Origin of the sequence: Streptomyces prunicolor (assembly GCF_045162825.1) — a bacterium.
Classification (GTDB): Bacteria; Actinomycetota; Actinomycetes; order Streptomycetales; family Streptomycetaceae; genus Streptomyces; species Streptomyces prunicolor.
In genome coordinates this window covers 3724434-3738108 of the sequence record NZ_CP108676.1, presented here as the reverse complement: position 1 = coordinate 3738108, position 13675 = coordinate 3724434, and the positions used below count along the sequence as shown (strand labels likewise).

Genomic DNA, 13675 nt, shown 5'->3' with positions numbered 1-13675 from the left:
GTTTCGGGACACCCCCGCGACACCCCTAAACTGGGCCCGTGACCGAGAACGCTCAGCAGCAGCCACCAGCGCCCGACTCCGAACTGCCGACCCAGTACGCGCCGGCCGAGGTAGAGGGGCCGCTGTACGAGCGCTGGGTGGAGCGGGGTTACTTCGAGGCGGACGCGAAGAGCGAGAAGCCGCCGTACACGATCGTCATCCCGCCGCCGAACGTCACGGGCAGCCTGCACCTCGGGCACGCCTTCCAGCACACGCTGATGGACGCGCTGACTCGGCGCAAGCGCATGCAGGGCTTCGAGTCGCTGTGGCTGCCGGGCATGGACCACGCGGGCATCGCCACCCAGAACGTCGTCGAGCGCGAACTCGGCAAGGAGGGCAAGTCCCGCCACGACCTGGGCCGGGAGGCGTTCGTCGAGCGCGTCTGGCAGTGGAAGGACGAGTACGGCGGCAAGATCCTCGGCCAGATGCGCCGGCTCGGCGACGGCGTCGACTGGAGCCGCGAGCGCTTCACCATGGACGAGGGCCTGTCCCAGGCCGTCCAGACCATCTTCAAGCGGCTCTACGACGACGAGTTGATCTACCGCGCCGAGCGCATCATCAACTGGTGCCCGCGCTGTCTCACCGCGATCTCGGACATCGAGGTCGAGTACCAGGACGACGACGGCGAGCTCGTCTCCATGAAGTACGGGGAGGGGGACGACACCATCGTCGTCGCCACGACCCGCGCCGAGACGATGCTCGGCGACACCGCCGTCGCCGTCCACCCCGACGACGAGCGCTACAAGCACCTCGTCGGCCGGCACATCAAGCTGCCGCTCACCGACCGCACCATCCCGGTCGTCGCCGACACCCACGTCGACCCCGAGTTCGGCACCGGCGCGGTCAAGGTGACCCCGGCCCACGACCCGAACGACTTCGCGATCGGCCAGCGGCACGACCTGGAGTCGCTGACCGTCATGGACGAGCGCGGTGTCATCACCGTCCACGGTCCCTTCGAGGGCCTGGACCGCTTCGAGGCCCGCTCCGCGATCGTCGCCGCGCTGCGCGCCGACGGCCGGATCGTCGCGGAGAAGCGGCCGTACGTCCACTCCGTCGGCCACTGCTCGCGCTGCAAGACGACCATCGAGCCGCGCCTGTCCATGCAGTGGTGGGTCAAGGTCGCCCCGCTCGCGAAGGCGGCCGGCGACGCGGTCCGCGACGGCCGCGTCAAGATCCACCCCCAGGAGATGGAGAAGCGCTACTTCGACTGGGTCGACAACCTCCACGACTGGTGCATCTCACGGCAGTTGTGGTGGGGCCACCGGATTCCCGTCTGGTACGGCCCGGAGGGCGAGGTCGTCTGCGTCGGCCCCGACGAGGAGCCGCCGAGCGGCGAGGGCTGGACCCAGGACTCCGACGTCCTGGACACCTGGTTCTCCTCCGGCCTGTGGCCCTTCTCGACCCTGGGCTGGCCCGAACAGACCCCGGATCTCAAGAAGTTCTACCCAACGGACGTCCTGCTCACCGGCCACGACATCATCTTCTTCTGGGTCGCCCGGATGATGATGTTCGGCCTGTACGCGATGGACGGCGAGGTCCCCTTCAAGACCATCGCGCTGACCGGCCTGGTCCGCGACCAGTTCGGCAAGAAGATGTCCAAGTCCTCGGGCACGGCGGTCGATCCGCTGGACTGGATGAACGCGTACGGCTCCGACGCCGTCCGCTTCACCCTGGCCAAGGGTGCCAACCCCGGTACGGACGTGCCGATCGGCGAGGACTGGGTCCAGGCGTCCCGGAACTTCGCCAACAAGCTCTGGAACGCGACCCGCTTCGCGCTGATGAACGGCGCGACGATCGAGGGCGACCTCCCGCCCGCCGAGCAGCTGTCGGCGACGGACCGCTGGATCCTCTCCCGTCTGAACGAGACGGTGGCCGAAGTCGACGCGCTCTACGACGACTTCCAGTTCGCCAAGCTCTCGGACGCGCTCTACCACTTCGCGTGGGACGAAGTCTTCGACTGGTACGTCGAGTTGTCCAAGACGACGTTCATGGCGGGCGGCGAACCGGCCGAGGTCTCCAAGCGCGTCCTCGGTGAAGTCCTCGACGTCACCCTGAAGTTGCTGCACCCGATCGTCCCGTTCGTCACGGAGACGCTCTGGACGACACTGACGGGCGGCGAGTCGGTGGTCATCGCCGAGTGGCCGAAGGACAGTGGCTTCCGGGACCCCGCCGCCGAGCGTGAGATCGAGACGCTCCAGCAGGTCATCACCGAGGTCCGCCGTTTCCGCGCCGACCAGGGCCTCCAGCCCGGCCAGCGCGTCCCGGCCCGCCTCACCCTGGAGGGCACGGCCCTCGCACCCCACGAGGCCGCCATCCGCCAGCTCCTCCGCCTCCAGCCCGAGGGCGACACCTTCGCGGCGACGGCGACCCTCCCGGTCGGAGGCGCCACGGTCGCCCTCGACCTCTCCGGCACGATCGACATCGCGGCGGAACGGAAGCGCCTCGCGAAGGATCTGGCGGCCGCCGAGAAGGAGAAGGCCCAGGCAACGGCGAAGCTCGGCAACGAGGCGTTCCTGGCCAAGGCCCCGGACAACGTGGTCGACAAGATCCGCGGCCGCCTCACCAAGGCCGACGAGGACATCGCCCGCATCAAGAACCAGCTGGACGGCTTGCCGCAGGCGTAGGGGTTCCTGGTCAGGTGAGGGGCCCCGGTGCGTATTCAGCACCGGGGCCCCTCACTGCCTTAGGTGCCGGGGTTTTTCAGCACCGGGCGCCCTCCCGTACCCAAGGGGCGCGGGGAACTGCGCGACCAGCCCCCACCGGGCCCGCAGACGAAGACCCCCACCGGCCCGCAGACGAAAGCCCACGCGGACCTCCGTAGACTGACCCACGTGACTGACAGCGACCCGTTCGACGAGATCATCGAGGCCGAGACCGACCGCGACCCCGACCTCGCGGTCATCGAGGCCGGCAGCCGCACCCTCCGAGCCCAGGGCACCGGCGCCCCCCAGGCAGACGTCCCCGGCCGCCCAGAGGACCCCGCGCTGGACAAGGCCCTCCGCGACGTGGAGACCGAGCTGGCCTCCCGCTGGGGCGAGACCAAGCTGGAGCCGTCGGTCAGCCGTATCGCCGCCCTCATGGACGTCCTCGGCGACCCCCAGCGCTCGTACCCCTCGATCCACATCACCGGCACGAACGGCAAGACCTCCACGGCCCGCATGATCGAGGCGCTCCTCGGCGCCTTCGAACTGCGCACCGGCCGCTACACCTCCCCGCACGTCCAGTCGATCACCGAACGCATCAGCCTCGACGGCGCCCCGATCTCCGCCGAGCGCTTCATCGAGACGTACGAGGACATCAAGCCGTACATCGAGATGGTGGACGCGCAGCAGGAGTTCCGGCTGTCGTTCTTCGAGGTGCTGACGGGCATGGCGTACGCCGCGTTCGCGGACGCGCCGGTCGACGTGGCCGTCGTAGAGGTCGGCATGGGCGGCAGCTGGGACGCGACGAACGTGATCGACGCGGACGTAGCCGTGGTCACCCCCATCGACCTCGACCACACCGACCGCCTCGGCGGGACGACCGGTGAGATCGCCACCGAGAAGGCCGGGATCATCAAGCAGGACGCCACCGTGATCCTGGCGCAGCAGCCGGTGGACGCGGCACAGGTGCTGCTGAAGAAGGCCGTCGAGGTGGACGCGACCGTCGCCCGGGAGGGGCTCGAATTCGGGGTCGTGTCCCGGAGCATCGCGGTCGGCGGACAGCTCATCAACCTGCGTGGCCTCGGTGGCGAGTACGAGGAGATCTACCTCCCGCTGCACGGCCCGTACCAGGCGCACAACGCGGCCGTCGCTCTCGCCGCCGTAGAAGCGTTCTTCGGTGTCGGTGCCCAGCGGCCCGATCCGCTCGCCATCGACACCGTGCGGAAGGCCTTCGCGTCCGTCACCTCACCCGGGCGGCTGGAGGTGGTGCGACGGTCGCCGACCGTCGTGCTGGACGCGGCGCACAACCCGGCGGGCGCCCGTGCGACCGCCGAGGCCGTGGCGGAGGCGTTCGACTTCAGCAAGCTGATCGGGGTCGTGGGCGCCAGCGGTGACAAGAATGTCCGCGGGCTGCTCGAAGCGTTCGAGCCGATGTTCGCCGAGGTCGTCGTCACGCAGAACTCCAGTCACCGTGCGATGGACGTGGACGAGCTGGCCGGGATCGCCGTCGAGGTGTTCGGCGACGAGCGGGTGCAGGTCGAGCCGCGGTTGCCGGACGCGCTGGAGGCCGCGATCACGCTGGCCGAGGAGGACGGCGAGTTCGCGGGCGGCGGTGTGCTCGTCACCGGTTCCGTCATCACCGTCGGTGAAGCCCGACTGCTCCTGGGGAGGGGCTGAGTCTCCGTGCGTACGCTCTGTTCTTCGACGCTGATCGGCGAGTTCTTCGTGATCGGTTTTGCCGGGCTCGTGGCCATGAAGGACCCGGACCTGACCACCTCCACCGTGTGGACGGTGTGCGGCATCGCGATGTTCCTGTCCGTCGCGCTGTGCGGCGTGGTGACCCGGCCGGCCGGCATCGCGCTCGGCTGGGCGCTGCAGATCGCGCTGATCGCGTCGGGCCTGGTCGTGCCGTCGATGTTCTTCCTCGGGGCGATCTTCGCGGCCCTGTGGTGGGCCTCGGTGCACTACGGCCGGAAGATCGACGAGGCGAAGGCGCGGTTCGCGGCGCAGGCCGCGCAGGCGGACTCCGCCACTCCCGGCGCGGCGTGACTCCACTACACCTGACGTTGCGTAATGGGCGCATGGACACGCCCTGTAACCTCGGGATTGTCGTGAGACGACCGTGAGTCGACCCGCACCATCATGATCAGAAGGAGCCCCGTCGTGACCCAGCGCACCCTCGTCCTGCTCAAGCCCGACGCCGTACGTCGTGGCCTGACCGGCGAGATCATCAGCCGGATCGAGCGCAAGGCCGACTGGCGGATCACCGCGCTGGAGCTGCGCACCCTGGACCAGGACACCCTGGAGCAGCACTACGGCGAGCACAAGGGCAAGGTCTTCTACGAGCCGCTGGTGGAGTTCATGGCCTCCGGTCCCGTCGTCGCCCTGATCGTCGAGGGCGAGCGGGTCATCGAGGGCGTACGCCAGTTGGCCGGTCCGACCGACCCGATCGCCGCCGCCCCCGGCTCCATTCGGGGCGACTTCGGTGTCATCGTGCGCGAGAACCTGATCCACGCCTCGGACTCGGAGGAGTCCGCCGAACGCGAGGTGAAGATCTTCTTCCCCGGGCGCGGCTGAATCTCCATCAGTAACCCACATGCCTGACCAGGGACGGCCGCGTTTTTCCGGCCGTCTCTTGGCATATGCGTGCCGATCGGGGGAACGAGTGCCCCCGTTGGGCCGTCTCCACAAGCGAGGCCGTGCCTCACATGCTGACAATGGCGAAGACCCTCGCGCAGTGTTCGTGATGGCGCGTCTACGATGGAAGCCTTCACGTCACTGCACCCACTTCGCCGACCTGAAAAGCCCTCAAAAGCTCCCAGGAAGGCCAGACGAATCCTGATGGGGAACTCAATGTCGTTCATCGGCCGTGACATGGCTGTCGACCTCGGGACCGCCAACACGCTGGTGTACGTCAGGGGTCGCGGGATCGTACTCAACGAGCCGTCCGTCGTCGCGATCAACACCAACACCGGTGGCATTCTCGCGGTCGGCTCCGAAGCCAAGAAGATGATCGGGCGCACGCCCGGCAACATCGTTGCCGTACGTCCGCTGAAGGACGGTGTCATCGCCGACTTCGAGATCACCGAGCGCATGCTCCGCTACTTCATCCTGAAGATCCACAAGCGGCGCTATCTGGCCCGCCCCCGCGTCGTCGTCTGTGTGCCCTCGGGCATCACGGGCGTCGAGCGCCGTGCCGTCATCGAGGCGTCGTCCCAGGCCGGGGCCCGCCAGGTGCACATCATCGAGGAGCCCATGGCCGCGGCCATCGGTTCCGGCCTGCCGGTCCACGAGGCCACGGGCAACATGGTGGTGGACATCGGCGGCGGCACCACGGAGGTCGCGGTCATCTCGCTCGGTGGCATCGTCACCGCCCAGTCCATCCGCGTCGCGGGCGACGAGTTGGACAACGCGATCATCCAGCACATCAAGAAGGAGTACTCGCTCCTTCTGGGTGAGCGGACGGCTGAGCAGATCAAGATCACGATTGGTTCCGCGTACGACCTCGACGACGACCAGCACACCGAAATCCGTGGCCGGGACCTGGTCTCCGGCCTGCCCAAGACCGTCGTCATCTCGGCGGCCGAAGTCCGCAAGGCGATCGAAGAGCCCGTCAACGCGATCGTCGACGCGGTGAAGACGACCCTCGACAAGTGTCCGCCGGAGCTGTCCGGGGACATCATGGACCGCGGAATCGTTCTGACCGGCGGCGGAGCCCTGCTGCAGGGTCTCGACGAGCGGCTGCGCCGGGAGACCGGTATGCCGATCCACATCGCCGAGGACCCGCTGGACAGCGTGGCGCTCGGCTCCGGAAAGTGCGTCGAGGAGTTCGAGGCGCTCCAGCAGGTGCTGGACGCCCAGCCGCGCAGATGACGTAACGCTTCGATTCCGCCGTACGGGATGATCTCCTCTCGTGCGGCGGATCGTTGATACGGAGGCATAGGCTCCGTCATAAGCCTCCATTCACATCTGACGGGGCCTCCGTACACACACCTGCCTACACACCTGCATACCCGAACCTCTGCACATTTCTATGAGGAAGGCACGGCCGCCGCACGTGAGGGACACACGAGAGAGCCGGCTGCTCCTGGTGCTGCTGATCGCCGTAGCGTTCGCGTTGATCACGGTGGACATCCGGGGAGGGCAGGACTCACCGGTCGACGGAGCCCGCCGGGCCGCGGCCACCGTGTTCGGCCCGATCGAGAACGGTGTGTCGTCCGCCGTCGACCCGGTCGGTGACGCGGTCTCCGCGGTCCGCGACTCCGGTGAGCGGCACGACCGGCTCGCGGTCCTGGAGAAGGAGAACGCGGCCCTCAAGGCGAAGCTCGGCAGCGACGACCGCAACCGCAGCCGCCTGACCCAGCTCGACAAGATGCTGAAGGTGGCCGGCGAGGGTCAGTACGGCATCAAGGGCGCCCAGGTCATCGCGATAGGAGCCGCCCAGAGCTTCTCCTGGACGGTCACCATCGACATCGGCGCCAACGACGGCATCAAGCGCGACATGACCGTCCTGAACGGCAACGGCCTGGTCGGGCGCGTGACGACCGTCGGCCCCGACACCGCCACCGTCCTCCTCGCCAACGACCCCGACTTCACCGTCGGCACCCGCATGGAGGGCAACGACGAACTCGGCTTCGCCTCCGGCGAGGGCGACGGCCCGCTGCGCGTCGAACTCCTCAACGGCAAGGCCGAGGTGCAGAAGGGCGACCGTCTGGTCACCTTCGGCTCGCAGGCCGACAAGCCGTTCGTGCCCGGCGTCCCGGTCGGTGTCGTCTCGCGCGTCGACCCCTCCGGCGGCGGCCTGACCCGCACGCTGTACGTCACGCCGTACGTGAACTTCACCAAGCTCGACATCGTCGGCGTCGTCGTGGAAGCCCCGAAGAAGGACCCGCGCGACACGGTCCTGCCCGCGAAGTCCAAGCCGACCCCGACCCCGACGGTGACCGTCACGGTCACCCCGTCCGCGAACGCGCCGGTCGACGGCCAGCAACAGCAGTAGGAGCCCCTCCCCATGCGTGTCAACCGGATCCTGCTCTCCGTGCCGCTGGTCGTCGTCGCCCTCGTGATCCAGGTGAGCGTCCTCGCCCGCCTCCACCTCCCGGGCGCCGTCCCCGACCTGCTGCTCCTCACGGTCCTCGGCCTCGCCATGGTCTACGGCCATGTCGCGGGCGCCCTCATCGGCTTCGGCGCGGGCCTCCTCGCCGACCTCGCCCCGCCCGCCGACCACGCGGCCGGCCGCTACGCCCTCGTCCTGTGCGTCATCGGCTACCTCGCGGGCCTCGCGAAACCGGAGAACGGCCGCCTCAAGTCGGCGACCGGCCCGATGGCCGTCGTGGTCGCCGCCGCGATCGGCGCCACCGTCCTCTACGCCGGTGTCGGCGCCCTCGTCGGCGACACCGCCGCCCGTCATGTGGGCCTGGGCAGCCTGCTGTTCACGGCCGCCCTGTACGACCTGCTGCTCGCCCCGTTCGTCGTCCCCGGCGTCATGGCGCTGGCCCGGCGCGCCGACAACGACCCGCTCGCCGAGACCAACGCCGCCAAGTCGGCCGACATCTCCTCGGGTTGGCTCTCCTCGGGCACCGGCCTGAAGATCGGCGGTCAGCGCGGCGGCCTGCGGATGAAGACGGCTCGCGCGCGGGTGGCCCGGGCCGGGCGCATCAAGGGGGTCAAGCGGCTTTGAACACCGGGGAGTTGGCCCACGGACTCACAGGTCCGTCGTATATGACTCATACACGCATCGTGTACACGCACTGAGAGGGGGAGGCAGCACAAGTGACCAACATCCCGGAGACCGGTCGGACTCCACGGGTTCAGATCAGGCTCGTCGTCATCCAGATTCTCGTCCTCTCCCTCCTCGGCACCCTCGGCGGGCGCCTCTGGTACCTGCAGATCCGTGAGGGCGCCGCGTACCAGAAGGAAGCGTCCGGCAACCACGTCCAGCAGGTCGTCGAGCCCGCGGTGCGCGGTTCGATACTGGACGCGCGCGGTGTGCCCCTCGCCGACAACGAGACCCGGCTCGTGGTCTCCGCCTCCCGCACCGACCTGCTGAAGCAGGCCGACGACGGCAAGGCCGTCCTCACCAAGCTGGCCGGCGTGCTGGGCCTGAAGCCCGCGGACGTCATCCAGAAGGTCCGGCTGTGTGACGCGAAGACCCCGCAGCCCTGCTGGAACGGCTCGCCCTATCAGCCCATCCCGATCACCGACGAGGCCACCGCCAAGCAGGCCCTGCAGATCCGCGAGCGCGCCGAGGACTTCCCCGGCATCACCGCCGAGCCCGAGGCCGTACGGCGCTACGCGGCCCCCGGCGACGCCAACGCGGCCCAGGTCCTCGGCTACCTCTCGCCGGTCACCGACGACGAGATCACCCAGGCCAAGGACTCCGACTCGCCGTATCTGCGCTCCGACCAGGTCGGCCGCTCGGGCCTGGAGCGCGAGTACGACAAGGAGCTGCGCGGCAAGGCCGGCGTCACCCGCTACGAGGTCGACAACCTCGGCCGCGTCATCGGCAAGGCCAAGTCCGATGCCGCGCAGCCCGGTTCGAACCTCGTCACCAGCATCGACGCGCGCGTGCAGCGAGTCGCCGAGTACCAGCTGGACAAGGCGATGAAGACCGCCCGCACGCAGTTCGACAAGATCACCGGCGAGAACTACAAGGCCGATTCCGGTGCCGTCGTCGTGATGGAGGCCAAGACCGGCCGGATCGTCGCGATGGCGTCCGCGCCGACGTACGACCCGAACGTCTGGGTCGGCGGCATCTCCGCCAAGGACTACAAGCAGCTCACCGGCAAGAACTCCGACTACCCGCTCCTCAACAGGGCCATACAGGGTCAGTCGGCGCCCGGTTCGACGTTCAAGGTGGTCTCCACGGCCGCCGCGGTCGAGGCCGGCTACGAGTGGGACGGCGGCTACCCCTGCACGAGTTCGTACTCGGTGGGCGGCCAGGTCTTCAAGAACTTCGAGGGCGAGAACTTCGGCCCCATCTCGCTGGGCCGCGCGCTGGAGGTCTCCTGCGACACGGTCTTCTACGGTCTCGCCGACGCCCAGTGGAAGAAGGACGGCGGCATCAACCCGAAGAAGGGTGAGCCCAAGGACTACTTCTACAAGGCGGCCCACCAGTTCGGCCTCGGCAAGGTCACCGGCGTCGACCTCCCGAACGAGGTCACCGGCCGGATCCCGGACCGCAAGTGGAAGCAGGAGACCTACGAGGCCAACAAGGCCTACTGGTGCAAGACCGGCAAGAAGGGCGGCACGTACGTCCAGCAGATCGCGTACGAGAACTGCCTCGAAGGCAACAAGATGCGTGAGGGCGACTCGATCAACTACTCCATCGGCCAGGGCGACACCCTCGTCACGCCGATCCAGGAGGCCATGATCTACGGCGCCCTCGCCAACGGCGGCACCGAGTACGTCCCGACCATCGGCAAGGCGATCGTCAGCGCCGACGGCAAGACGGTCCAGGAGATCAAGCCGCAGGTGAAGGCAAAGCTGCCGATCAGCGCGGCCACCCACAAGGGCATCGACAAGGCCCTGGCGGGCGTGGTCACCAGTGGTACCGCCGCCTGGAAGTTCCAGGGCTGGCCGCAGGACAAGATCGAGCTGCACGCCAAGACGGGTACCGCCGAGGTCTACGGCAAGCAGACCACCTCGTGGTTCGCGACGTACACCAAGGACTACACGGTCGTCATGACGATCGCCCAGGCCGGTACGGGTTCGGGCGCCTCCGGTGAGGCCGTGCGCAACATCTACAACGCGATGTACGGCGTCCAGGCCGACGGCTCCATCGACAAGAAGAAGGCGATGCTGCCCACGCCGCAGACGAGCCTCCCGAAGGTCCGGGCCGACGGCACGATCGCCTCCCCGAAGATCACCGCCGACCCGGCCAAGGAGCTGGAGAAGCAGCAGGAGAAGGCGACCGAGGGCGGCGTCACGCCCGCGGACGACACCCAGCAGCCGGCCATCGCGCCCTCACCGTCCACCACCAACAGCAACACCCGTAGGCGTCCGCGCAGAAGGGGTAGCCGGAGGATGCTCACATGACCGGCAACAGCTTCTCCGTCTCCGGATACGGGCCCGACCGGGCCGGCTGGACGCGGGTCTTCGCCCGTGACTCGCTGGCCCGCCGGCTGGACTGGCCGATACTGCTGTCGGCGGTCGGCCTGTCCCTGATCGGCTCGCTGCTCGTCTACTCGGCGACCCGCAACCGCACCGAGATCAACCAGGGCGACCAGTACTACTTCCTGCTCCGGCACCTGATGAACACCGGCATCGGCATCGCCCTGATGATCGCCGTCATCTGGGTCGGCCACCGCACCCTGCGCGTCGTCGTCCCCTTCCTGTACGGCGCCTCGGTGTTCGGCATCCTGCTGGTGCTCACCCCGCTGGGCTCCACGGTCAACGGCGCGCACTCCTGGATCGTGCTCGGTGGCGGCTTCTCGCTCCAGCCCTCGGAGTTCGTGAAGATCACGATCATCCTGGGCATGGCGATGATCCTCGCCGCCCGGGTCGACGCGGGCGACAAGCCCCACCCCGACCACCGCACGGTCCTCCAGGCCCTGGGCCTCGCCTCGGTGCCGATGATGATCGTCATGCTGATGCCCGACCTCGGCTCGGTCATGGTCATGGTCATCATCGTGCTCGGCGTGCTGCTGGCCTCCGGCGCCCCGAACCGCTGGATCTTCGGCCTGCTCGGCGCGGGCGTCCTGGGCGCGGTCGCCGTGTGGCAGCTGCACTTCCTGGACGAGTACCAGATCGCCCGCTTCGCCGCCTTCGCCAACCCGAGCCTCGACCCGGCCGGCGTCGGCTACAACACCAACCAGGCCCGCATCGCCATCGGCTCCGGCGGCCTCACCGGCGAGGGCCTGTTCCACGGCTCCCAGACGACCGGCCAGTTCGTCCCCGAGCAGCAGACAGACTTCGTCTTCACCGTCGCGGGCGAGGAGTTGGGCTTCGTCGGCGCGGGCCTGATCCTCGTCCTCCTGGGCGTGGTCCTGTGGCGCGCCTGCCGCATCGCCCGCGACTCGACCGAGCTCTACGGCACGATCGTCGCCGCCGGGATCGTCGCCTGGTTCGCCTTCCAGGCCTTCGAGAACGTCGGCATGACCCTCGGCATCATGCCGGTCACCGGCCTGCCCCTGCCCTTCGTGTCGTACGGCGGAACGTCGATGTTCGCGGTGTGGCTCGCGGTGGGGCTGTTGCAGTCGATCCGGGTGCAGCGCCCCATGTCCGCCTGACCGCCGCCGTTGCGCGGGGCGCTACCTGCATGTTCACCCGGGTTTCCCTCGGGTTCATGGGGGATACCCCCTGCCGTTCCGACCTGTGGGCAACTAGATTCAGGTCATGGCGGACACAAAGCGCGAGATCGAGCGTAAGTACGAGTCCGACGAGAGCGGTCTGCCCGACCTGACCGGCGTCGCCGGGGTGAAGGCCGTGATCGACAAGGGTGTCGCGCAGCTGGACGCCGTGTACTACGACACCGCCGACGAACGCCTCGCCGCCGCCGCACTCACCCTGCGCCGCCGCACCGGCGGTTCCGACGCGGGCTGGCACCTGAAGGTGCCGGTCGCGCCCGGCGTCCGCGACGAGATCCGGGAACCGCTCTCCGACACCGTGCCGGACAGCCTCGCCGCGCTGGTCCGCTCCCGCGTCCGCGAGGCCGAACTGCGGCCCCTGGTCCGGCTGCGCTCCGACCGCGACCTACGGCACCTCGTGGACGCGGACGGCGCGCTGCTCGCCGAGGTCAGCGTGGACGCCGTACGCGCGGAGCGCCTGACCGACGGCGGCGGCACCGCCCAGTGGACCGAGATCGAGGTCGAACTCGCCGACGACGGCGACCCGGACTTCCTCGACCAGGTGGAGAAACGGTTGCGCAAGGCGGGCGTACGACCGTCGTCGTCCGCGTCGAAGCTGGCCCGGGCGCTGGCGGAGACGGCTCGCACTCCGGGGTCGGGAAAGTCGGGGTCGGGAAAGTCGGGGTCGAAGAAGAAGCGCAAGGCGCCGCCCGTGCCCGAGGAGCCCGCGGCTCCGGTCACCGCCGGCGACCACGTCCTCGCCTACGTCCGCGCCCAGCGCGACGCGATCCTCGAACTCGACCCCGCCGTACGGCAGGACGCGTACGACTCCGTGCACCGCATGCGCGTCGCCACCCGCCGGCTGCGCAGCGCCTTCCGCTCCTACGGCAAGGTCCTCGACCGCACGGTCACCGACCCGATCGGCGATGAACTGAAGTGGCTGGCGGGCGAGTTGGGCGTGGACCGCGACCGGGAAGTGGTGACCGAACGCCTGACCACGGTCCTCGGCGAGCTGCCCGACACCCTGATCTCCGGCCCGATCCGCACCCGCCTGGACACCTGGGCGAACGCCCGGCGCGGCGGATCACGCGGCCGGCTGATCGGCGTCCTGGACTCCCAGCGCTACCTCGCGCTCCTCGACACCCTGGACGCGGTGATCGCCGACCCGCCCCTCCTGGAGGCCGCGGCCGGCGACCCGTCCAAGGTGATCGGCAAGGCCGTAGGCAAGGACTTCGGGAAGGTCTCCGCACTCGTCGAGGAGGCGATCGGGGCGCCGCCGGGCCCGGACCGTGACTTCGCCCTGCACGAGGCCCGCAAGAAGGCCAAGCGCACCCGGTACGCGGCGGAGGCGGCGACGCCGCCCCTGGGCACCCCGGCCCGCACGCTCGCCAAGTCCATGAAGTCGCTGACCAGCCTGCTCGGCGAGCACCAGGACAGCGTCATGGTCCGCGAGATCCTGCGCGAGCTGTCCGCGGTGGCGCACGCGGTGGGGGAGAGCTCGTTCACGTACGGGGTGCTGTACGGGCGGGAGGAGCAGCGGGCGGCGGGGGTGGAGGCGGCGCTGCCGGGGGCGTGGGAGGAGATCGTGGCCGAGGGATCCGCCCAGGGGTGACGGCTGAGGCGCACCGGGAGGCCCGTGAGTGATTGGTGCGTACGGGTGAGGTCCGGGAGCGCGTTAGTCTGGATGGTCACCCGTCCGTTCAGTCC

10 protein-coding genes are annotated in these 13675 nt (G+C 69.1%); all 10 read left to right on the top strand.

Going from position 1 to position 13675, the window contains the following annotated elements; genetic code table 11:
• Positions 1-38: 38 nt before the first annotated feature.
• The 10 genes from OG588_RS16720 (at position 39) to OG588_RS16675 (ending at position 13580) form a co-directional block, all read left to right on the top strand.
• The gene (locus OG588_RS16720; RefSeq protein ID WP_405947988.1) at positions 39-2663 is read left to right on the top strand and encodes a valine--tRNA ligase; all 2625 of its coding nucleotides are present in this window, start codon (positions 39-41) and stop codon (positions 2661-2663) included.
• A gap of 207 nt (positions 2664-2870) precedes the next feature.
• Positions 2871-4358, top strand: a complete 1488-nt coding sequence (locus OG588_RS16715; RefSeq protein WP_405947987.1) for a bifunctional folylpolyglutamate synthase/dihydrofolate synthase — start codon at positions 2871-2873, stop codon at positions 4356-4358.
• Positions 4359-4364: 6 nt separating this feature from the next.
• Entirely contained in the window at positions 4365-4730 is a 366-nt protein-coding gene (locus OG588_RS16710) for a DUF4233 domain-containing protein (RefSeq protein ID WP_266856704.1), read from the top strand.
• Between the two features lie 114 nt (positions 4731-4844).
• The gene (ndk, locus tag OG588_RS16705) at positions 4845-5258 is read left to right on the top strand and encodes a nucleoside-diphosphate kinase (RefSeq protein ID WP_019063223.1); all 414 of its coding nucleotides are present in this window, start codon (positions 4845-4847) and stop codon (positions 5256-5258) included.
• A 276-nt stretch (positions 5259-5534) separates the two neighbouring features.
• A complete protein-coding gene (locus OG588_RS16700) occupies positions 5535-6554 on the top strand; it encodes a rod shape-determining protein (RefSeq protein ID WP_019063224.1) in 1020 nt (339 codons plus the stop codon).
• A 184-nt stretch (positions 6555-6738) separates the two neighbouring features.
• Positions 6739-7680, top strand: coding sequence for a rod shape-determining protein MreC (mreC, locus tag OG588_RS16695; protein ID WP_405947986.1), 942 nt, complete (start codon positions 6739-6741; stop codon positions 7678-7680).
• A gap of 12 nt (positions 7681-7692) precedes the next feature.
• Entirely contained in the window at positions 7693-8361 is a 669-nt protein-coding gene (gene mreD, locus OG588_RS16690; RefSeq protein ID WP_019063226.1) for a rod shape-determining protein MreD, read from the top strand.
• A gap of 92 nt (positions 8362-8453) precedes the next feature.
• Positions 8454-10718 carry a penicillin-binding protein 2 gene (gene mrdA, locus OG588_RS16685; RefSeq protein WP_405947985.1) on the top strand — a complete coding sequence of 755 codons (2265 nt, stop codon included), beginning with the start codon at positions 8454-8456 and terminating at the stop codon, positions 10716-10718.
• Positions 10715-11911: a rod shape-determining protein RodA gene (rodA, locus tag OG588_RS16680; protein ID WP_405947984.1), complete on the top strand. Its 1197-nt coding sequence runs from the start codon at positions 10715-10717 to the stop codon at positions 11909-11911. The genes mrdA and rodA overlap by 4 nt, the downstream gene beginning before the upstream one ends.
• 106 nt (positions 11912-12017) lie before the next feature.
• A complete protein-coding gene (locus tag OG588_RS16675) occupies positions 12018-13580 on the top strand; it encodes a CHAD domain-containing protein (protein ID WP_405947983.1) in 1563 nt (520 codons plus the stop codon).
• Positions 13581-13675: the final 95 nt, after the last annotated feature.

Bases quoted from the DNA above. Each gene is read 5' to 3' on its own strand.
- OG588_RS16700 (WP_019063224.1), top strand. From the start codon at position 5,535: ATGTCGTTCATCGGCCGTGACATGGCTGTCGACCTCGGGACCGCCAAC.
- mreD (WP_019063226.1), top strand. From the start codon at position 7,693: ATGCGTGTCAACCGGATCCTGCTCTCCGTGCCGCTGGTCGTCGTCGCC.
- rodA (WP_405947984.1), top strand. From the start codon at position 10,715: ATGACCGGCAACAGCTTCTCCGTCTCCGGATACGGGCCCGACCGGGCC.
- OG588_RS16675 (WP_405947983.1), top strand. From the start codon at position 12,018: ATGGCGGACACAAAGCGCGAGATCGAGCGTAAGTACGAGTCCGACGAG.